Raw genomic sequence first — 21,921 nt, 5'->3', positions numbered from 1 at the left:
GATTGAGATAATAGCTACTCCCTTCTTAATCTCGATAACACAGTGAGGGCATTCTACGGGAATTGCCGCAGTGCAAGGCGAGAAGCAACTTATTTCTTCGTTATTAAATAGTAAATGACGACTGCATGGCCTATTTTTTTTCATATAAAATAAGACATTTTCTCCTTTCATTGGAGGTTAAATACAGAAGGTAGGGCGAAGAACGACTATATAAATATAGGAGGTACGCCTCCATGGATGAGAAGGTAGAATAATGCAGGAGCAATTAACGCCCCCGAATCCTGTCACCTCTCGACATGCAGATCCCTGCATCTTGAGGTAGTTTAGAGACAACTCATTATCTATGTATGTACTTATTAACTTTATCCAGTAGAGCAGAGGGTACGACAGGCTTAGTCATATAATCATCAGCCCCTAATTTAAACGCTAATTCTTTATCTGAATTTTCAATTAAACTACTGATGACAATAACATAGATTGATGATTGATGAGGGTCATCTTTCAAATGCTTCAACACTTGATAACCATTAACCTTTGGCATAGTAATGTCGAGCAAGATGAGATCTGGTATTTGTGAGTTAATAACATCAATCCCACCTTCACCTGAATTAGCAGTAATAACTTGATAGTCATCACCTAATATTGCGAGTAGTAAACCAGTGCACACCGGATCATCATCAATAATCAGGATTTTGGCTCGTTTCATTTTTCTCTCTTTTAATTCGAATCAATCTCCCTTTAATTGTATCCAATTTTTTAAGGAAAGCTAGGTGAGAACATTCAGTTTAGTAGACCAGTCAACCTACTATGCCAGCCAAAAATCACCTGATTTAAACTGTATTGAACTATCAAATGTCTACATATTTCGGCTTAAATCAATTAAATCTGCAGGAGTCGTCCATATGAATTTTTATTCACATTACTACATAAATGATGACATGATAACAGTCTAATTCTCATCATGTTATCGAGTTAATTATTATTTATTACATGTACTTGAAATAACAACTTCATAAACTAAGCTTTGCTTACCTAAACAACATCACAACAATTTATTTTAGGTTTTCTCAATTTGATTAAGGATGAGTGATGCAAGGACATTTGCAAACAATGGAGTTAGTTTCAGATTTTGATGCTATAAAATTAAAAGATCGATTAACGACCTCCATGCTATTGCAAATGGCTATCCATCTTACATTTATTGTGATTTTAGTTGCAGGTGTAACATATTGGCATATAACAACAACATATGAATTTCAAGCTGTTGAAACTATTAAAAAATATATAAAAGAACGTAGTGAAAAAGAAAGTTTAGTCTTTGAACTGGCCACTGAGAATCATCAAGTATTTAAACAACACTTTATTGATGCATTCAACAGTAATAATGATGTATCTGAAGAAGAATTTAATAAGAGTTTTCTTCATAAAGAAGACGGTATAACTAAATTAAAAGCAAAGAGTTACTATGGATTAATGACAACACAAGGTGAACATTTAAAAAATCTGACAGGATATATTGCTAGTGATGCACCTATAAAAGAGCAAACATTTAGAAATAAAGTCAACATTTCTTATCATCTATTGGCTCAGTTTGGTCCTGCATGGACGACTCGGTTTGAAAACCTCTATGTCTCTATGCCTGAAAAAGTAGCCTTAACCTACTGGCCAGATGTGCCATGGGGATTAAACGTCGATCCAACTTTAGATATCACTCAAGAACAATGGTACGTCATAGCCACCCCTGAAAATAATCCCCAACGCACCTCTGTCTGGACAAGCCTTTACTTCGACAAAACAGCTAAATCTTGGTTAGTTTCTTTGGAAACTCCTGTGGATATCAACGGCGAACATTTACTCACTATAGGTCATGATATCTTACTGGTAGATGTCATTGACCGAATTATTCATGACAAACTCGAAGGCACATACAACTTTATTGTCAGCTTAGATGGACAAATAATCGTGCACCCAGACAATGAAAGCGCAATGAAACAAGGGATCGATAAGTTATCGACCAACACTCAAAGCGACCCAAGGCTTAACGCCATGATAAATAAAATTATCATGGCAAATGAAGCCACAGATGAAAGCGTATTCATCAATTTTGATGAGACTGAACAATCATGGATGGCAACAGCACGGATAAATGGACCAAATTGGTTACTAGTAACAGTGTACCCCAAAAAATTAGTGATAGCAGCCGCACGTTCAACTGCACACTTTGTGTTAGTTATCGGGTTACTGTCACTCATCATTGAAATGCTAATGCTGTATGTGGTGATATCAAAGAAGGTCGTAACACCGTTAAAAATGTTTGGTCAAGCATCCGCTGAAATAGGACAAGCAAATTATCAATTAGTCGCACGTGGAGACATAAAATTACCTAGTCATCGAAAAGATGAAATGGGAATATTAGCCACGGTATTTAAATCCATGGCAACACGAATTTTCGAATACAGTACCACACTTGAACAAAAGGTATCCGAACGTACATTTGAATTAGTCGAATCGCATAAAAAAACCGAAATAGCCAGCCAAGCTAAATCAAATTTTTTAGCCCACATGAGCCATGAAGTCAGAACACCAATGAATGCAATCATAGGCTTAACTCAATTAATGTTAAAAACACCTTTAGATAAACGCCAACGAGACTTCATGGAAAAGGTATTATCATCTTCAGATGTGTTACTCAATACCATTAATGACGTATTGGATTATTCAAAAATTGAAGCGAATAAACTCACACTTGATGACTATGAATTTGACTTGAGAGATGTGCTGCGCCGAGTCACCAATATCAGTGCTTATAAAGCTCAAAGTAAGGGCGTTGAATTATTGTTAGACATTGATGATAACGTTCACTTTCACTGGATAGGTGATCCTACCCGTCTTGGACAAATTTTAATAAATTTAGCAAGTAATGCTGTAAAATTCACAGATAAAGGTGAAGTAATCATTCGAGTAAAACGCTTAGAACAGCAATCTGATCGTCATACTTTACAATTCAGTATCATCGACTCTGGGATCGGAATTGATCCTCAAAGGATCGATCAGTTATTCTCACCATTTACCCAAATTGATGCAAGCATTACTCGAAAATATGGCGGAACAGGTCTTGGTTTAGCTATTTGTCGCCAACTAACTGAACTCATGAGTGGTCATATTTGGGTCGATAGTGAAATGAATAAAGGAAGCCAATTTCATTTCACCTGCAACATAAAACCAGACTATGGCAGTAAATACCAAGGAAAACCCTCATATAACAAACTAAAAGGGATGCGATCTCTCGTTGTTGATGATAATGCAATGGCAAGAGAGGTTTTAGCCGATATTTTGATAGCCTTGGGTATAGAAACAACAACCGTCGCTGATGGTTATTCGGCGATCGGTGAACTTGAAGCTGCGACTAGCCAAGGAGAGCCTTATGATGTGGTGTTTCTTGATTGGAATATTCCGACAATTAACGGGGTAGAAACAGCCGAAAAAATAGTCTGTAATACTAAAATAAAAACCCCTGTCGCCATGCTGATGGTGACAGCTTACGATGTTGACAAAATAGAATCAGATGCACAAGCGGCGAACATCAAAAAAATAATATCCAAACCTGTTGATGCATCAGGCATTCATGATAATTTACTCGAAATTTTTTTTCATGAAGAAATATCAGCCCCCATAGCAAGTAATAGAGAACTTAACCTATCAGACAACTTCGATCTTCATGTACTACGGGGCTGCCACGTTCTCATCGTTGATGACAGTGCATTAAACCGTGAAGTTGCCAGTGAATTTCTAATGGATGTTGGTATAATAGTCTCTACAGCATCTAATGGCGAGCAGGCCGTTAGCATGATAAAACATAATAGCTATGATCTTGTTCTTATGGATGTACAAATGCCGATCATGGATGGACTAACAGCGACTCAACTCATACGAAATGATGTCAAATATAAACAATTACCCATCATCGCAATGACAGCGCATGCCTCGCCAGATGATTATAAGAGAAGTTTAGATTCTGGTATGAATGACCACCTAAATAAACCTATCGACCATCAATTATTATATCAAACTATCACACGCTGGATTAATGTAAATGCCAATATAAACCCACTTGGTACTGCTGAGCTAAATAAAGACATCAATGATAATCAGCAAGTTGAAACAAAGCAGCAAGCACTCGCAGAAACGCAAGAGTTTTTACCCATGAATATTTTAGGCTTCGATCCTGTACTCGGGCTAAATCATCACAATAACAAAATAAATTTATATATTAGAATGCTTAATTTATTTTATGATGAATACCACAATATTGAACTTAACATTACTCAAGATCAAGCCGAAGAAAACTTTGTTAACTTACACAGATTGTTCCATACCATAAAATCATCATCTGCGAGCTTAGGAGGGTTACATTTATCAAAACTTGCAGAAAAAATTGAAAAAATAGCAAGTGATTTAATAGAGAATATTGATCAAGATAAAATTGAAATATTAAATAAAACAATCCCTGTGTTTTTATCAGAGTTAAAAAGGTCATTAGATTCAATAAAATCTCTACCTAATGTTAAAAAAACACATAACGTAAAAAATTACGATGATGATAGCAAGCTTGTAAAACAACTTATAATTCAACTTAATAAGCTATTAGAAGATGACAATGCAATCGCCGAAAATGTCATCAATAGACTCATAACAACAAGTGCGTATAACCAACATAATGATGCTCTTGAATCAATTTTGATGGAAATTCAGGATGTTGATTATTTCAGCGCCAGTGAAAAGTTAAAAATACTGTCGCTAAAAATAGGTGAGTAAAGGAAGATACATATGACTCAATACATAAAAACAGGATTAAATATTGAAGATGTCAATGACCCTTGTTTTGCTATTAAAGACAATATTGATAAAATTTTAATTATTGATGATGCCAAAGACAATCGTATTCTTCTATCCGAATTACTGATTCCCGATCATAAAGTCTTTCTCGCTAAAGATGGTGTACAAGGCATTAAACTTGCCTGTAAGCATAATCCAGATTTAATATTATTAGACGTCGTCATGCCTGGTATCGATGGTTATCAAGTCATTAAGTCGCTTAAAAATAATGAATCTACAATGAACATCCCCGTTATTTTTATCTCGTCAAAAATATCTACAGAAGATGAAAGAATGGGCTTAGATCTTGGAGCTGTTGACTATATAACTAAACCATTTAACCCGCCGATAGTACAAGCCAGGGTCCGCAATCACTTACGCAGCCAACGTCACAAGAACCTACTCGAACAGCTTGCACTAATCGACGCGTTAACAGAAATATATAATCGCCGATTTTATGAGTTAAATGTAAGAAAAGTTTGGAACGAAAGCATTCGAAATAACACTCAAGTGTCGATTGCAATGATAGATATAGACTTTTTTAAAAGTTACAATGATGAATATGGACACTTAAAAGGTGATGATGCTCTACGTTTAGTCGCTAATCACATCAAAAAACAGCTAAAACGCCCTCATGATATTATCGCCCGTTACGGCGGAGAAGAATTTGCAGTTATTTTACCTAATACTGATGCTAATAGTGCCGAACGCTTATTAATTGAAATCTGTATTTCTATTGAAAATTTACAAATTTTGCATAATTCCTCTTCTATATCTCATTATCTAACCATCAGTATCGGTGGTGCATCTATTATTCCTATTCCTAATATGGAGCATAACTCATTTTTAGGCATAGTAGACGAACACCTTTATCAAGCCAAAGCTCAAGGGCGAAACAGAGTATGCTGGAAAAAATCCTAATTTTAATGTTTATGGGTGGATTCCATACAACCACCCATAAAAAATAACATTAATAAGCCCTAATCAAACATTGATGCTTCAACATCAGTTTTAGCTAATTCAACTGAATCAGAAATATCATCCACCATAACTTCCGCATTGACGTCAAAAGCACCTGGTTGTGACAAATCTTCAATTAAATTATCTAACACAGATTGCTGTCTATCCCATAAACAATAAATATGTACATATTTACGACTATATTTTTTCAATTCCTTATTCAGTATTTCCTGAGCCTCACACAGAGAATATTTAAACATAATATCTTTATTGGTTTTACGCAGCAATATACTCAAAGAAAAATTCGACCTATGTATCCAAATATCAATATTATCACGTTGCTTTATCATCTCAGCCAATGATTGTAATCTTATATGTAATGCTAGCGCTATCGACAGTGACTTAATTGCTCTACTTTGCAGTACCTCATAGCCCGTTTTTCCAAGTAAAGACCATAATGTTAACGAGGCCAACCCATTTCTAGACCCTGATAAAGTCGAATCAACAGCACCAATATAAGTCGGATTATTCATGGATGCTAAATACTTATGTTTACTCATATAAAGCCCACATGGTGTCGGCGCACCTAAGAATTTATGACCACTTGTCACGATAGAATTAATATAAGGCAAACTAAAATCAAATTCAGGAAATGTAAATTCACATTCACTGCAATTATCCAAATTAAGCACACCCGTTTCTATTGCCATATTGATAAATGGCATAAAAGAAGCTCCTAATGCACCATCAATATGAAACCAATAACCTTGCCTAACATCAACATTTTCACTACTTTCATCAAAACTAACCTCACGATTGATAAGATTGTATTTAATAAAAATATCTTTCAATGCCCGATAAACACCCGGTATATCATCATAGGCTCCTTTAAATGTGGTACCATAATTTAACACAATTAAAATGGGGTGACCTTTTTTAGCAAAAAACTCAACTAATAAGCGAAGCTTATTTATATCAATACAACCTGATCCTATTTTTCCTAATCTTACATCATCTTCACAGGGCAATTCTGACGGCACCATTTTTGGCCAGTCGCCTCCTAATGGACACTCATGTGGGTAACATTCATGACCTACATCATAAAATGAAGGAATACATGTCGTATGAATGGCTTTAGTTAATGAATAATGGGTATCTTCTGAAAAAAATGCGATAGGTTTATAATAGTTTTTATTGCTATTACGTCGTTTAGGTTTAACTAAATGATGACTATTTTGATCGACGACCAATCGACGACCTGACAAATAATCTCGAGCATTCAGCATGGCATATAAATTGCCTTCTGTGCTCCCCATGCTCAGTACATAACCCCAGTAACTATCAGGAACATTATTGCTTTGTGAAGGCCAATTAGCCCGCCATACTGATGCATAAAAATCTAAAACTGCACGTTCTGCAGATTTACTATTAACCGTGTAATTACCATTTGTAAAAGGATCACCTAGATTATTAATCATAGTGTTCATCACTGGAAATAAATCACTATAATCCGTATTCACCACAGCTTGATAGCCAAGAAAGTTGTCTTGTTGCTGCTTCAAATAGTCTTGTAACCTTTTTTGGTTGATGAATTGATTTTCTTTCTGACCGCAAGGAGGTAATTGTACATAACAATCTTTAATCTGCTCTTGCTGTCCCATAAAATTTTGATTTTTAATCTGATATATCACCGCTGGATCTGCAGAAGGAGCAGTGATCAACAACTCCCCATTCAATGAAAAAGCCATTTGAGGTATTTGACTGATCCAAGGCTCAGCATGGAGACCAAATGGAACCGTCAACGTTGCTTTCTTATCAATGAACATACCTAAATATTCCTTTTAGTTTACTGAATATTGAAAATATAATTTGAATGTATTTATCAAAAAATCAAATGCAACAGTGGAAAGGTGTCATTGAGTAACATTAAGCTAATAATTAAGGCTGGATAAAAATCCAACCGCACAAAAAAACATATACAGCTGTTATATAAATCCACGTTTTCAATCGCGATTAATAAACACTTAACGCTTAACGCTTAAATTTTAGATGTTAAGTGTTTATAAAAAAATAATTTTACTGCATTAGCACTAATATTAACCAGAATAAATCAAGTTCCACAAAAAGTAGTATAGACTCCGAAACTAGATGGAGCTTGCTCTGAATATTTTTCAGCACCAACCTGGACAGTGTATGGGTTTGCCAATACGGTAATTAGTTCCTCAAACGGCTGATAATCTGCTCTCTGCTCTGCGGCTTCAATAGCATACTCAACCTGATGATTTCTTGGTATATAGAGAGGATTAGCCGCTTTCATCATAGTGATACGTTCAGATAAAGAAAGTTTATCTTTAGCCAAACGTGCTATCCACGACTTTCGCCACAATAAATATTTTTCAGCATGATTAAATAGCTTTGCACTCTCTGTAGTATCACTTTCCAAATCCCTGATGAGGCAACGGAATAAGTTTGTAAAATCAACCTCTTCCTCAGACATCGATGCTAGTAGCTGCTCTCCTAAAGCAAAGTCACCCTCATCCTCCGTCGATAAGCCCAGCTTAGCACGCATACCAACGACCCAATGATGCTGGAAAATATCCCAAAAGTCGGTAACGGATCCAGTAGCAAGAGCCATCGCTTCATCCTCATCATCATGCAGTAATGGTAATAACGTTTCAGCTAATCGAGCTAAATTCCATTGCGCCATAATTGGCTGATTCGCATATGAATAACGACTATTCCTATCAATCGAGCTGAATACTGTGTCTGCACCATAATTATCCATAAAGGCACAGGGGCCATAATCTATGGTTTCACCACTTATCGTCATATTATCTGTATTCATCACACCGTGAATAAAACCAACCAATAACCATTTAGCCACCAATTCAGCCTGCTTATCTCTCACGGCACAGAAGAAATCCAAATATATCTGCTTACTGTCCTTAAGCTCTGGGTAATGGCGAGCTATCGCATAATCAGCCAACTGTTTAACTTTGCCTTGCTCACCACGAGATGAAAAAAATTGAAACGTACCGATACGTAAATGACTCGATGCCACTCGGGTTAACACCGCTCCTGGCAAATATTGCTTACGATAAATGGATTCACCTGTCGTAACCACAGCCAATGCCCTTGTTGTTGGGATATTAAGAGCATACATCGCTTCACTGAGAATATATTCACGTAATACAGCACCCAATACAGCTTTACCATCACCCCCTCGTGAAAATGGAGTTCGGCCCGATCCTTTAAGCTGTATATCCACTCGTTCACCGCTTCCATCTAATACCTCCCCAAGTAATAATGCCCGACCATCTCCCAATTGTGGATTAAAGCCACCAAATTGATGCCCAGCATACGCTTGAGCTAAAGGCGATGCACCAATCGGGCTCTCACTACCAGAAAATAGCTTTGCTAAATCTTCAACACTCGTGGTGTTCAAACCAATATGCTGGGACAAAGTTTCATTTAATTTAATAAGTACAGGGCTGGGTGCTTTCGCTCCCAGACAAGCAACGTAAAAACCTTCCAACTCGTTTGCATAACTGTTGTCAAACCTTAAACCTAGCTCGATTTTTTTATCGTTCATATTTATACCTATATTATCAAAAACAAACGATTGCTAACTACACTAAGCTGATCATTTGAGCTTGATGCCTATCTTAGCAATGGGTTATTTTCAGTTCATTGAACTTTTTTATTCTAAAAGTAAGCAGCACATTAATCTCTCAGTCTCATATATTGTTTGGGTGGTTTGCCTAACGTTTTTTTAAAAAAGGTAATAAATGCACTTACTGACTCATAGCCTAATTCATCAGCAATAGACTGAACGGCTTCGCCAGTCGCAAGTTTTTGCAAGGCTAACACAATATGTAATTGCCCTCTCCAACGACCAAACGTCAGTCCAGTTTCTTGTTTAACCAACCGAGTAAAAGTTCGCTCGCTCATCGCATATTGCGTCGCCCACTCTCTAATACAACGCCTGTCAGCAGGGGTGTCCATCAGTTGAGTTGCTATCGTATTTAATCTGGGCTCTGTCGGAGTGGGAAAATTAAAACATTCGGTAGGCATTATTTGTAGTTGATCTATTAACACCTCTACTAATTTTGCTGTCGGGGTATGACTAAGGTAATCCTGCTCCTGCTCACTTAAATGTATGATTAATTCTCTAAGTAAGGGCGATACTGATAAAGTACAACTTTTCTCAGGCATGCCATCAACATCCGGGTCTATAAATAACATACACACTTTAGCATTGCTGGAAATGTGGTTGCTATGGGCCACCTGACTCGGGATCCATACCGCACAATGGGGTGGCACCATCCAAATAGCATCTTCAATTTTGCATTTAACAAACCCACTCAAAGCTAACACCAATTGGCACTTATGGTGCTGATGTGAAGGGGTTTCCGCTTCATAATCACCTCCTCTTGCCCTATAGGAGACAACTTTTTGAGGATAAGCATCAAAATCAAAAAAAATTATTCGTTTAGACGCCATACATTGACCGTTTTTAGATATATAAAGTCAGTATAACTGAATTCAGCAATCGATATAAAAGTTAATATAACTGCATTATCGCCAGTTTCAATGTGAGGTAGTATTAATGGCACAAGTACGCACTTTTCGACTCAGTAATACGACTTTTTTACTTCTTGGGGTTTTACTTATCTCTATAAGTCTACGTAGCCCCATCACAGGTGTCGGACCTGTACTTGATTTAATCAGAGAGCAGCTAAAGCTGTCAGCAACACAGGCTGGAATGTTAACCACATTACCATTATTAGCTTTTGCTTTTTTCTCACCATTAGCCTCAAAATTGGCTCGAAAAAGTGGACTTGAACATGCGCTAATGCTTTCGATAATACTGGTATTAACTGGTATCATTATACGTTCATTGGGTTCATCTATAACATTATTTATAGGTACTGTCTTTATTGGAGGTGGTATAGCAATTGCCAACGTGTTACTCCCCAGTTTAATGAAACGAGACTTTCCAAATAAAGTCGCAACAATCACCTCCGCATACGTACTCATCATGGGAATAGGTTCAGCACTCAGTGCCAGCTTAGCCATCCCTATGACTCATTTAGCTGAACGCCTAACAATCACATTTATCCCTAATTGGGCTTTTGCGCTTGGCAGCATCATCATTTTTCCCATTATTGCTGTTTTGGTATGGTTACCTCAACTCCGCAATCACACTCCCACGACTTCGGATGTATCTGAGCTCGATAGCCATAGTAACCTTTGGTTCTCAACTCAAGCTTGGCAAATTAGCCTATTTTTAGCCTTAAACTCATTTTTGATGTACATCTTCGTTAGCTGGTTACCCACTATCTTAGTCGATACCGGCTATAGCCATGAACAAGCAGGTGTTATTCATGGCTTGCTACAACTCTTTACTGCCGTACCTGCAATCGTATTGCTACCACTCATGTCTAAAATTAAAGACAAGCGTCTCCTGAGCTTAAGTTTAACCATTATGGTATTTATCAGTATTATAGGGTTAATCCTAGCCCCTTCTCTTGCAGTATTGTGGGCAATGATGTTTGGCTTTGGCTGTGGTGGAGGCTTTATTCTTGCGCTAGCTCTGATCAGTATTCGTACCTCAAATGCACATCAAGCCGCCACTTTATCGGGTATGGCTCAATGTATAGGTTACCTATTAGCTGCAACAGGCCCAACCATAATGGGCCTAATTCACGAGCAAATGAGAAGCTGGACCTTGCCATTAGTTATCTGTGCTGTTATCAATATTATTTGGTGTATCTCATCCATGTTTGCAACCAAAAATGAGCTCCTTGCCTCCCCTAAAAGTCAGATGAGTAGTTATTCAATGACAGATAACTCTAGGCCTCTTGACCACATTATTTGATTAATTCAACAGTTTTACAATAGTAAAGACGTTAATCGACGGTGAAGTGAACATTCTAAGACTCAGTATATATCCAACTATATACCCACTACTGTGCACAGCACTTAACACATAACTCAGTGTTAATAATTTTAGTACTTGCGCTTATCTAAACAACATATGGCATCAAGCATAATACCAACTCGAACACGAGTTCAGCATAATCTAATGACGAATGGAGAGTGTGATCATCACCGGGGCATGATCTGTACTTTGGCTATCAAGATCAAAACTAGGATTAATAAGATGACGATCGTAAGTTTCATAACGTATCACCTCAGCCAGACTTCGACTATTTCTAGCATCGAACTCACATGAGAGCAAAATATAATCCAGCACTGAACCTTGGGCAAGGTAATAATAAGTCGCAGGCCTAATTTGCAAAGAAGATCTACCTTGGCTGCTTTGATATAGTTCGTAAGCATCTTGAAGTTGATATTGTTGCAACTGATGCTTTATATCACCTAAAGCGGGATCAGGCTTAATACGGGTATTAATCGATACTAATGACGCCAAAACACCCTCATTTAGATTGTCATTAAAGTCTCCCATCAATAGCATAGGATGTTGAGTTTGAACCCGACGCTCTACCATAGCACATCGAAGTAAAACCGCTTCAGAACCTCTTTGAACACCAGATCCCCACTGAGCTAATGCCTCAATAGCAAGTAACTGCCCGATTGCCACCTGAGCTTCTACAGAGTGTGAAGAATACTCGGTTTGAGCATCAAACAAGGGGCGTTTAGATTTAAAGTGCACCACATAACAATCACAAGGTCCAAGCTTAGGAAGCGTAATTGTTGCCCTTAAAGGTTTTCGACTGAAATTAACCCCTTCTGGCATCCCGATCATATCCGCTAATACAGTGTCAGCTTCGACAGAGTGGATCTCATTGATTGGATAACGAGAAGCGATAGCGACGACAGGCTTACTATAGATAAAATCATCAATAACATCTGGCTCATCGAGTACTGCAAAATAATTAAGGCCGCAAGATTTTGTCAATAGAGCCAACGCTTCAGGACTAAATACTTCTTGAAAACCAATTATATCTGGTTGATTCTCATTGATATACTTTGCTATCCACTCACATTTTTTTTGCCATTGTTCCTGACTATATATATTCTCAAAATCATAATATGCCCCAGGAGGCTCTATGAAATTAAACAGATTAAAAGTCGCTATTTTAATCAACTCCATGGCTTCAGAGTCTGGTACCAAATCATTATGCAAACTGAAAAACCTTATAATCGTTGATACAGTCTAAACGAGAAAGCCTAAGTCAATCAAATAGGCGCTTAGGAGAGGTTAACAGTCCCAGAGCATATCGATAAAAACTCTAACGCGTGTGTCATTATTTCACTATTGAGCTGAGTCCACTGTATTGCGATTCTCATTGAGTGTCACTTCCCATATTATACTGTTATTTGATGATAAAGAAACAAACTCCCCTGTGGCCAAATAACCGGACATCCACCGTAATAGGAATATGATTAAGGTCCAATTTATCTTTATCAACAAAGACATCAATACTAACCGCTAATAAGCTATTCGTCTCAGTCATATGCGCTAAAGAGAAATAAACATCGACACTTAACGTATGAAAACTGTGTTGTTCTATTCCATTTTCACAAGCTCCCCTGACAACAAGCCTAATATAATGAGGTGAATATCGATTAAGGCTTGAGCGGAATCCATACTAACTACCGATAACGTATGCTCTTTTCTAGCGTATGGGTTGAAATTATCGATATACTAAAACAAAAAAACACATTTAAATCAATAGTTTATAGCAATACCTCTTTAAGGTTAGCTAGAATTAAAATAATTGATTCACTAATACAAATAAAAAAATTACTCAGCAATATAAAATTTCCAATTAAGCTAGCTTGCTTTCCAGATCTCTTGTGTCATAGTCACAGTAAATAAATCTGTTTTCCCCTAGCTCTGGGATTAAGGGCAATAGCCAATTCAGGATGGATTCACATATGCTAGCTGCCAAAAAATCAGCTCAACTTCCCCCCTTTATCACTAGCGTTCAACAAGCTGATATCGCCAGTATCAAAGGAGACAACCCTTTAATCTGGCCGTTATTTAGTCTACTTAAGAACACAGAGCATAGCTGGAAAGTTCACTTACTCGCCTCGGAACTGCAAGCTAAAGGCTTAATGCAAGATTTAGATGAAGATCAAGAAAAAGCCCTATTCAAACGAAATTTTTTGTTAATGAATGCCCTTTTTCAATTGCAGAAAATTCTCTTACCTGATCATTGGCTACAGGTTAAAGCCATGGACATTCAAATATTCGAAATAATGCCAACAAACATTGAAACAAGCCTACAAGAAGGTGATGCACTGCGAGAGTATTATCTCAATTGGGTAAACTATGACACTTGCCCAAACATTATTAGAGAGATGTTAGAATCATTCTGGAGCCGTTATGAGAAATATATTGGTACTAATATAAATTTAATGCATAAGAGTCAGGCTTTACAGGTCTTTAAACTTAATGTTGATGCAACCAATAAAGAGGTACGTCTCCGTTGGCGAAAATTAGCACTGCAATGGCATCCAGATCGCCCCAATGGCAATGCAGCACAATTTCGTAAAGTCTGTGAAGCTTGGCAAACTTTACGTGAAAAGGCATAAACATAAATTCAACCTCATCTCATTGAGTAATTCAATCATCATGAGCAATCTTAACTTGACGAATTACTCTCAACTCAACTGCAGTACAATGGCTATGATGTAAAAACAATCAATTTTATAACACTGATTAGCATTATCCCTCATACCATTACGCTCATTAGTCGCTCAATGGACATATGAGACAATGCATATTACCGAGCACAAAAAATAACGCGATAGTAAGACTAATGGCAGAATTAATTTTTTTTATTCAGTTCAGTTGTAAGTAAATACTTCCAAGCATCGACCATCTGAATCCAACGTTTGGATGCTATCGCGCGTTCTTGGTCATTCAAACCTGATAAATGAGTCACCTTATGCCCTCTTGCTAACTTTGTTTCAGCTTGAGTAATTAACTTCTCCAGTCCTTGAACCAAGCCTGCTTGAGTCAAATCAATAAAGGAAATTGATGAGCGTTCATGTTCAGTCATCATTAATGGCATCACTTGCTCTTGCAGCCCGTCAACTCTGGTAGTCAATATTGCCTTGCCAGCGGCAATCGATTCTTGACATATCAAGCCAAAAGGTTCCCAGCGAGAAGGGATAATCACGGCATCACAGTGGAATAAAAATAATGCCACATTGTCTATCTCACCAACCAGGGTGACGTTGTCCAGCTTCGCGGCCAAAGACTGTAAATACGGTAACATTTCACCTTCTCCCGCCAAATGTAGCTCTATTTTTTCTGCCGGAACATACGCCATTGCTTTAATGAGCAAGTCGAAACCTTTTTGTTTATGGAAACGACCATAAGCACCGAGTTGAATAGGCAGACACAAGGGGGTATCTGGCAGAGATAATAAGGCATCAACCGGTCTTGCCTGCTTGATAACCACTAATTTACTTTCCTTAAGTAATCGGTGATCCAATAACCAACGGCCTTGAGCTGCAGAAACTGCAAGCACTTTATGCATCAAGTAATAACTGAGTCTAAGCATCAAATAAAAGCGCTTGTGATGACTCACTTCATGCTGCATAAACCCAGCACTGTAATGGTGTTCTTGATAGAAGATAGGCGTACCGATATTAGCAAGCCTAAACAGAAAAAGTCCGGGTAGCTTTCGCCAAGAAGCAGCAGTATGAAGAATTAACACATCGGCCTTAAATCTTTTAGGCCAAAAATCTGTCAAATCAATATTAACAATGGAAAACTCAAAATGGTCCTTTAATTGCGATGCGCACAGACTCTGCAGAGCTAAATTAACTCCACCAAGTTTATTATCATCAACAAGATGGATCACTCTAGCTCCCAAAGCCACCTCTTTTTATTGTTAAGGGTTAGTTATCATAAAAGAGTGTAGAACAGGTTATAATGAAATCTAATAGATGCAAGTAAAATAGTGCGATGCTCTAGCTCAGAACAATGCTCAAAAAACGATAATAAAGTACTGTTTACTCCCCATTCCATTGTTAATTGCTATAAAAAAGCCACTCAACAACATTGGGTGGCTGAATAAAAATCTAGGGGGTGTTTACATTAAAGTGATCTTAAAAACGCAATAACCTGTTTTCGTTCATCAATATTTAATGCCATAAACTCATCTCGGCTCGTTAGTGCTTCCCCGCCGTGCCAGAGAATCGCTTCTTCTAACGTCGCCGCCCGGCCATCGTGTAAAAAACCAGCGGACGGATTGACCGTTTGAGTCAAGCCAATTCCCCATAAAGGCCGAGTTCGCCACTCATTACCATCAGCAAGAAAATCAGGACGATCATCAGACAATCCTTCACCCATGTCATGGAGTAACATATCGGTAAAAGGGTAAATCGTTTGCCCTTTTAGTGCATCACTCATCGGCACGCCGCCAATATCACCCGATGATTTAGTCACAAAACTTGCTTTGTGACAACCAGTACAATTAATTTCCTCAAATAACCGCGCACCGTCACGCACCTTATCAATATTACGCCTTGCCGGTACCGCTAAGGTTTCTGCATAAAAAACCACAGCGTTACTGAATTCTGCACTGGCTTCGGGTTCATCATCAAGACCCTTACCTGTATCAACGAAATGCGTTCGGGTTAAGTAACTCTCGTGTAAGGCTGTGCCTGTGATGCTTTCATCGGGGAACAAAGGGTTAGTGATGCCAATATCTCCGCGCAGCGCACCTAATGACTGCACGCGTACACTCGGGGTATTGGCTTTCCAACCAAATCGTCCAAGCGATACAGGATAAGCATCACCCGCTTGCGCTTTTACAGCATCAAAAACAAAATTTGCACGGCCCGATATCGTATCGCCATCGGTATCGTTTACATCCACTAAAGCCAGAATGTCCGCTTCGGGTATGGCCTCAAGTAAGCCTAAACCAAACACCGGCATGCCATTACGCCATCCCATCAACACATCATCTTGAAGCAGCTCTGATGTCACATTGGCACTGTTTAGCGTCTCTCCTGGCGCATCATAAGGGTTTTCAACAGCAAACACAGGCTGCTTAAGCACCACCACATTGCCATCTGGATAAACTACCTCTTTGGTTTTATAAGATAGATACACATCTGCCTGACCAACAAATTGGTTCTCTTTCCAATCGGGACGAGCCTTTAATACTCCACGATGAAATAACTGATCACCAAAATTATGCACTGGCATTGGCGCGCAGTAATCATTCGCTGCCGTACCCTTAGTGCAAGGCTCACTATCTGCTTTGCTTATGCGCAAAAATAACCCCGCGCCTGAGCCTAACTTTATGCGCGTCTCACCGACAGGTACTATAGGGGTTGAATTACGGCCATCACGTTGATGACATGAATGACAATCAGCATTATTAAACACAGGCCCTAAACCATCTAACTCAGGATGCTCGATATTTGGCGCAATAGTAAAAGGAGTTTCAAATCCCGCATCCCCCACTAGGTGATGCACTAACTCTGCCGCAGATAAATTGGGGGCTGGGGTGGAGAAACCATGCCCGGAATTTGAGACGTCAAACGTGGTTGTTTGACCACCACTGGCGTTGATGTCTGTGAATGCTGGGTACTTTGTTTCAATAGGCTGAGGCTTTAATTCCTCGCCAGGTTTTGTTTGTGCGACCTCATCACCCGAGCCACCGCATGCGGTTACACTTAAACAAATGATAAATGCTAAGCCCATGTATTTATATTTTTTCATTATTTTCATTATTTTCATCTCACACTCTACACATTCAAACAAACCTCTATTATGGGTTTCTCTTGTTTGAATTTTTTATACATAAAAAGGAAGGCCATTGAAGCACCTTCCTTTTTAATCAAGTCAATATCACCCTTACGCTATCATTTCCACTTTTTGAGCAGTGTAAGCACATCATTTGTTAAGCTGGTTTCTAAGATAGATAAAGCATCAATCGCGGTTTGAATTCTCACCCGGCCTTCGACATCTAAAATAGCCTGACGAAACGGCATATTATTAGTGCCAGAAATGGCCTTAATCTTAGCAATGGCATCATCAATTTCACCGACAACACGTAATGCTAAGAGCGGATCTGCGGCTTTAACAAAATCGATGATCCCTTGTTTGTCAGTAGCACCCTCAAACTCACCTTGATAGAGGTTACGCACACCAATAATGTTATCGCTAAAATCGGTTAAGGAATTCCATGAATACTGGGATTCCACTTTAGAAGTGTTAGCAAGAGCGATAGACGCCAGAGAAGCATTGGCTATTTTAGCGGACCTCACTTCATTAACAATGCCTATCATGCCGTTAATCAATTCTTCAATAACCCCCAATTGAGCTTGATAAATTGTGTGGTTTTCACTGCCTGCTTTTTTAAGAAAATCACCATAAGGCTTACTAGTTATTTGACCGTCATGGCTTACCTGCCATGCATCATCTAAAATTTTAGTATAATCACGAAACACTTCAGCAAGTGCCGCCAAGTACTCACTCTCTTTTACAGTCAACTCGGTCACAGATTTTTCATTATCAAGGACACCATCACCGAATAATAGATATTCAATAGTATGAAAACCTTGCAGATCATCGTTAAAACCTTTAATCATTTTGGCATCGAAACCTGAATTATTTGCCAATACGTCAGTTAAATCGGAGGTGTTAAGTGGCCAGTCATCTAAGTGTGGATCGATATTTAGTGAATCTACCGGACCAAAAATATGCGCCTCGCCTTGCTCCCAAGGTTGACGCGCTGCTGTCCACGCTGCTTGCGCTGCAATTAAGTTAACCTGAGTTTTGTTAGTCACTAAGGTTTTAGTCGCCAGTAGCATCTCTTCACCTTTTTGCGCCAAAGTGGCATAACCACTGATAATCACATCATCAGTCAAATTAGTGATCATCTCGGTGGCTGAAAATTCAAACTCTGTAACTGTTGCTACCGGAGTGGTCGGTTTTGTTGATGATGTAGGAGCTGTATCGTCGCTGCCTGAGCCACCACATGCGGTTAAGGTTGAAATAAGTGCCATGGCAATGATGCTGTGGGTAAACTGTGTCATATTAAACTCCATTTTAAATTTTTGAGTTAGTACTGAAAGTAAGATTATCTACATCTGCTCCCATTCAAGTTGGACACCTTTACCTAAGGTCAAAGTGCACCAACACGAATAGATGAGCAATATTGAGGTGTTATAACGAGAATTGATACCCGACGCCCAACGCAAAAAAGTGAGTGTCTGGTATCGCTGCCACCGCCACTTGCTGCTTACCGACCTCGGCCTTGATCACAATTTCATCAATGGGAAAGTAATTAATCCCCACACTGGTCCAGGTGTTCTCATAACGCTTAGTGGCAGTGCCCGTTTCAACTTCAGCAAGGGGGTTTGAATAATCAATATTGGCAAAAACAGTCATAGGAATCGAGGTGAAATGACTTAAATCAATGCCAGCTTCAACAAAAAAAGCTTCAGATTTTGACCCCAGTTGAGTGGAGTTACCCGGCCTTAACCCGGTTGTGGTTTTGTTGGCCTCAGTGATCGCATTTGAATCACTTAACGTGCCATTTAAATATTGACCGCGCAGGATCCAAGGCCCTTGCACGAAAGCCCCTGACAGGGCAAGAATACTCACGCTGCCATCACTGGTTATCTTGTTGCTCTGATGGCGATTTGCTGACGTATTGCCGTAATAATAAGCCACACCCAGCGCGCTACCTTCTTTAAAGTTGCCATAATCCAAGCGAGCCGCATAAGCCAGAGCATCGGCATTAACATACTCAAATCGCTTCTGATGACCTGAGGCGACCCAATCATAAGTTCTGAAATACTCTGAATTTAATCCACTGACAAGCTGTGCCTGATAATGAAAATTAGCCACTGCACCAAAGACACCAACCCCTGTTTCATTCCAAACAGCAGGCAGCATGGCGGCTTCACTGCGATGGCGCAATACCGTGAGGTACTGATCGGGTTTATGCAAAATACTAGACAGGCCGATAGGAAGATGGATATTACCAAATTTAACACCGAAGGCATCACTTGGACGGTATCTAATCTGAGCCTTCTCAATCACAACCTCACCACCAGCCTCGATTTCTGACTCAAATTCACCAGACTCATCAAAACTATCGTATTCTAGTGTGCTACCTGTACCACCGTGTTCATACTCAATTTCGACTTCCATATCCCATGCATCATTAAACTGATAACCAAATTCGGTAACGATACGCTCAAGATCGAAACGAGCACGGCGCTCTGGATCCGTATCTTGTGCATTTTGATAATATTCATCACTAATGTAGTTAAGGCTGCCGTATGATTTAAAACTGAATTTGCTGAATTTACTACTGCTGGCTTCTTGTTTGGTAACGGCAGTCGCTTCAGCGTGTTTTTTCTGCTCTGCACCTTGGGCATTCTGCTGCGCTGCAAGCTCCGCTAAATCCTGCTTAAGTTGTTTAAGCGCTAACTCTTGTTTGGCTATCGCCTGTTGTAATTGAACTGGATCTGGCGCTGCAAATGCACTACTGCTTAAACCTGCAATACATATCGCCAATAAACTTAACTTCGTTTTCATCAATCTTATCCGTACTGAATTAACAGCTCCCCTGAACTTGCGAAACAAAATACACCAAATACGAATCATTTTCATTAAAATTTACACTACCACTTACATATTAAAACATGAACCATTCACACATGTATAAAAAAGTAAAAAGGGCTGTTAACAAGCTAAAAAAGAATAGATTCGAGTTGTAAACCAGTATATTAATTCACACAGATTGCCCTCCATCAGCTTTGAAGAGCATAAAAAAGACTGTAAGCTGCAAAAATAATAGAATAATAATGAGCTGTAACGACATGGATGAATCAATGAATAAAAACCCACAAACAATGCTTCTCTGGATGACTTTTGTTATGTCACTGGTTTTCTCGGTATGGCAAGTACTACTCAATAACTTCGTGATTGAAAGGGCAGCATTTACTGGGGCTGAAATAGGTATGTTGCAAAGTTTACGTGAGGTTCCAGGCTTTCTCGCCTTTAGTGCTATTTTTATTCTAATCCTGCTACGAGAACAATCATTCGCCTTATTGTCATTGGCAGTACTATGTGTGGGCGTTGCGATCACAGGTTTTTATCCTGACGTGCTTGGGCTCTATTTAACCACCGTGCTGATGTCTGTTGGTTTTCATTACTTCGAAACCATCAACCAGTCCCTCACTCTACAATGGGTAACCAAAAATGAGACAGCTAGCTTCTTAGGCAAAGCATTAGCTTGGCGTTCAGCAGCTGCACTTTTTGGTTACGCCAGTATCTGGCTGGTGATGAGCTGGTGTAAACTCGATTATGTTTGGATGTATGCACTTATTGGATGTTTAGGCCTCTTGATGGTGATCACCATTACGGTATATTTCCCTCGTTTTGGTATTGGCGAAGCGCAACATAAGAAAGTGATCTTAAGGAAACAATACTGGCTCTATTATCTACTCGTCTTTTTTTCCGGTGCCAGACGCCAAATCTTCATGGTATTTGCTGGATTTATGATGGTAGAAAAGTTTGGTTATAGCATCACCGAAATTACCAGTTTATTTTTGATTAATTATGTGGTTAATTTATTCTTTGCTTCCGCTATCGGTCGCTTTATTGGACGTATAGGTGAACGTAATGCACTGACCATTGAATATATCGGTTTAATTATCATTTTTATCAGTTATGCATTAGTAGAAAAGCCTGAAGCCGCTGCGGCTCTTTATGTTATTGATCATTTACTCTTCGCAATGGCCATTGCGATTAAAACCTATTTCCAAAAAATAGCAGATCGAAAAGATATTGCAGCAACAATGTCCGTCAGTTTTACCATTAATCACATCGCCGCTGTGGTGATCCCCGCTCTACTTGGACTACTTTGGCTCCATTCACCAGAAGCGGTATTCTATATCGGTGCGGGTTTTGCCATCTGCTCACTACTCTTAGCAAGCAACATCCCCACAACTCCAGCACAAGGAAACGAGGTAAACTGGAGCATGAGTTCAAAAAATAGAGATAAAATCTCTGTTAAGTAAACAGACTAAGTTATTATTTAATAAAATAATAAAAATAACATAGAGGCA

At 38.9% G+C, this 21,921-nt stretch carries 14 protein-coding genes; 5 read left to right on the top strand and 9 right to left on the bottom strand.

What is annotated here, in order from left to right:
* Positions 1-337: 337 nt before the first annotated feature.
* Positions 338-706, bottom strand: coding sequence for a PleD family two-component system response regulator (locus tag HQQ94_RS04565; protein ID WP_173293301.1), 369 nt, complete (start codon positions 704-706; stop codon positions 338-340).
* A gap of 383 nt (positions 707-1,089) precedes the next feature.
* Between HQQ94_RS04565 and HQQ94_RS04560 the strand changes: the two genes are divergently transcribed.
* Together HQQ94_RS04560 and HQQ94_RS04555 are read left to right on the top strand one after the other, a co-directional pair.
* Positions 1,090-4,815 (top strand): response regulator, encoded by a 3,726-nt coding sequence (locus HQQ94_RS04560; protein ID WP_173293300.1) that lies wholly within the window; start codon positions 1,090-1,092, stop codon positions 4,813-4,815.
* A 12-nt stretch (positions 4,816-4,827) separates the two neighbouring features.
* Positions 4,828-5,796 (top strand): diguanylate cyclase, encoded by a 969-nt coding sequence (locus HQQ94_RS04555; RefSeq protein ID WP_173293299.1) that lies wholly within the window; start codon positions 4,828-4,830, stop codon positions 5,794-5,796.
* Positions 5,797-5,855: 59 nt separating this feature from the next.
* Here HQQ94_RS04555 and HQQ94_RS04550 read toward each other — a convergent pair whose 3' ends face one another.
* The 3 genes from HQQ94_RS04550 to HQQ94_RS04540 all read right to left on the bottom strand — a co-directional run bounded on the left by HQQ94_RS04550 (position 5,856) and on the right by HQQ94_RS04540 (position 10,338).
* Positions 5,856-7,661 (bottom strand): pyridoxal-dependent decarboxylase, encoded by a 1,806-nt coding sequence (locus tag HQQ94_RS04550; protein ID WP_173293298.1) that lies wholly within the window; start codon positions 7,659-7,661, stop codon positions 5,856-5,858.
* Between the two features lie 284 nt (positions 7,662-7,945).
* The gene (locus HQQ94_RS04545; protein WP_173293297.1) at positions 7,946-9,427 is read right to left on the bottom strand and encodes a YdiU family protein; all 1,482 of its coding nucleotides are present in this window, start codon (positions 9,425-9,427) and stop codon (positions 7,946-7,948) included.
* Between the two features lie 131 nt (positions 9,428-9,558).
* Positions 9,559-10,338 (bottom strand): helix-turn-helix domain-containing protein, encoded by a 780-nt coding sequence (locus tag HQQ94_RS04540; RefSeq protein ID WP_173293296.1) that lies wholly within the window; start codon positions 10,336-10,338, stop codon positions 9,559-9,561.
* A 106-nt stretch (positions 10,339-10,444) separates the two neighbouring features.
* Between HQQ94_RS04540 and HQQ94_RS04535 the strand changes: the two genes are divergently transcribed.
* Positions 10,445-11,716 (top strand): MFS transporter, encoded by a 1,272-nt coding sequence (locus HQQ94_RS04535; protein ID WP_173293295.1) that lies wholly within the window; start codon positions 10,445-10,447, stop codon positions 11,714-11,716.
* 204 nt (positions 11,717-11,920) lie between these two features.
* Here HQQ94_RS04535 and HQQ94_RS04530 read toward each other — a convergent pair whose 3' ends face one another.
* Entirely contained in the window at positions 11,921-12,988 is a 1,068-nt protein-coding gene (locus tag HQQ94_RS04530) for an endonuclease/exonuclease/phosphatase family protein (protein WP_254303999.1), read from the bottom strand.
* 755 nt (positions 12,989-13,743) lie between these two features.
* On the opposite strand from HQQ94_RS04530, the gene HQQ94_RS04525 reads away from it, so the two are divergent.
* Positions 13,744-14,403 (top strand): DNA-J related domain-containing protein, encoded by a 660-nt coding sequence (locus tag HQQ94_RS04525; RefSeq protein ID WP_173293294.1) that lies wholly within the window; start codon positions 13,744-13,746, stop codon positions 14,401-14,403.
* A 236-nt stretch (positions 14,404-14,639) separates the two neighbouring features.
* Here the strand turns inward: HQQ94_RS04525 and HQQ94_RS22460 are convergent, their stop codons facing one another.
* From HQQ94_RS22460 to HQQ94_RS04505, 4 genes are all read right to left on the bottom strand, one after another.
* Positions 14,640-15,683, bottom strand: a complete 1,044-nt coding sequence (locus tag HQQ94_RS22460; protein WP_173293293.1) for a glycosyltransferase — start codon at positions 15,681-15,683, stop codon at positions 14,640-14,642.
* 236 nt (positions 15,684-15,919) lie between these two features.
* Complete coding sequence (locus HQQ94_RS04515) at positions 15,920-17,554, bottom strand: di-heme oxidoredictase family protein (RefSeq protein ID WP_254303998.1); 1,635 nt, start codon at positions 17,552-17,554, stop codon at positions 15,920-15,922.
* Positions 17,555-17,697: 143 nt separating this feature from the next.
* On the bottom strand, positions 17,698-18,873 hold the full coding sequence (locus HQQ94_RS04510; RefSeq protein WP_173293291.1) for an imelysin family protein: 1,176 nt from the start codon (positions 18,871-18,873) through the stop codon (positions 17,698-17,700).
* A 130-nt stretch (positions 18,874-19,003) separates the two neighbouring features.
* Positions 19,004-20,386, bottom strand: a complete 1,383-nt coding sequence (locus tag HQQ94_RS04505; RefSeq protein WP_173293290.1) for an acid shock protein — start codon at positions 20,384-20,386, stop codon at positions 19,004-19,006.
* 296 nt (positions 20,387-20,682) lie between these two features.
* On the opposite strand from HQQ94_RS04505, the gene HQQ94_RS04500 reads away from it, so the two are divergent.
* Complete coding sequence (locus HQQ94_RS04500; protein ID WP_173293289.1) at positions 20,683-21,873, top strand: MFS transporter; 1,191 nt, start codon at positions 20,683-20,685, stop codon at positions 21,871-21,873.
* Positions 21,874-21,921 lie beyond the last annotated feature (48 nt).

This window comes from Shewanella sp. VB17, assembly GCF_013248905.1.
In the GTDB taxonomy this organism is placed as follows: domain Bacteria; phylum Pseudomonadota; class Gammaproteobacteria; order Enterobacterales; family Shewanellaceae; genus Shewanella.
The sequence above is the reverse complement of the archived record's forward strand: the minus strand, read 5'-3'. Positions and strand labels throughout refer to the sequence as shown.

What these genes read in the sequence shown, in the direction of transcription:
- HQQ94_RS04500 (WP_173293289.1), top strand. Translation starts at nt 20,683, where the DNA reads ATGAATAAAAACCCACAAACAATGCTTCTCTGGATGACTTTTGTTATG.
- HQQ94_RS04515 (WP_254303998.1), bottom strand. Translation starts at nt 17,554, where the DNA reads ATGAAAAAATATAAATACATGGGCTTAGCATTTATCATTTGTTTAAGT.
- HQQ94_RS04545 (WP_173293297.1), bottom strand. Translation starts at nt 9,427, where the DNA reads ATGAACGATAAAAAAATCGAGCTAGGTTTAAGGTTTGACAACAGTTAT.
- HQQ94_RS04510 (WP_173293291.1), bottom strand. Translation starts at nt 18,873, where the DNA reads ATGACACAGTTTACCCACAGCATCATTGCCATGGCACTTATTTCAACC.
- HQQ94_RS04550 (WP_173293298.1), bottom strand. Translation starts at nt 7,661, where the DNA reads ATGTTCATTGATAAGAAAGCAACGTTGACGGTTCCATTTGGTCTCCAT.
- HQQ94_RS04535 (WP_173293295.1), top strand. Translation starts at nt 10,445, where the DNA reads ATGGCACAAGTACGCACTTTTCGACTCAGTAATACGACTTTTTTACTT.
- HQQ94_RS04565 (WP_173293301.1), bottom strand. Translation starts at nt 706, where the DNA reads ATGAAACGAGCCAAAATCCTGATTATTGATGATGATCCGGTGTGCACT.
- HQQ94_RS04560 (WP_173293300.1), top strand. Translation starts at nt 1,090, where the DNA reads ATGCAAGGACATTTGCAAACAATGGAGTTAGTTTCAGATTTTGATGCT.
- HQQ94_RS04555 (WP_173293299.1), top strand. Translation starts at nt 4,828, where the DNA reads ATGACTCAATACATAAAAACAGGATTAAATATTGAAGATGTCAATGAC.
- HQQ94_RS04540 (WP_173293296.1), bottom strand. Translation starts at nt 10,338, where the DNA reads ATGGCGTCTAAACGAATAATTTTTTTTGATTTTGATGCTTATCCTCAA.
- HQQ94_RS04505 (WP_173293290.1), bottom strand. Translation starts at nt 20,386, where the DNA reads ATGAAAACGAAGTTAAGTTTATTGGCGATATGTATTGCAGGTTTAAGC.
- HQQ94_RS04525 (WP_173293294.1), top strand. Translation starts at nt 13,744, where the DNA reads ATGCTAGCTGCCAAAAAATCAGCTCAACTTCCCCCCTTTATCACTAGC.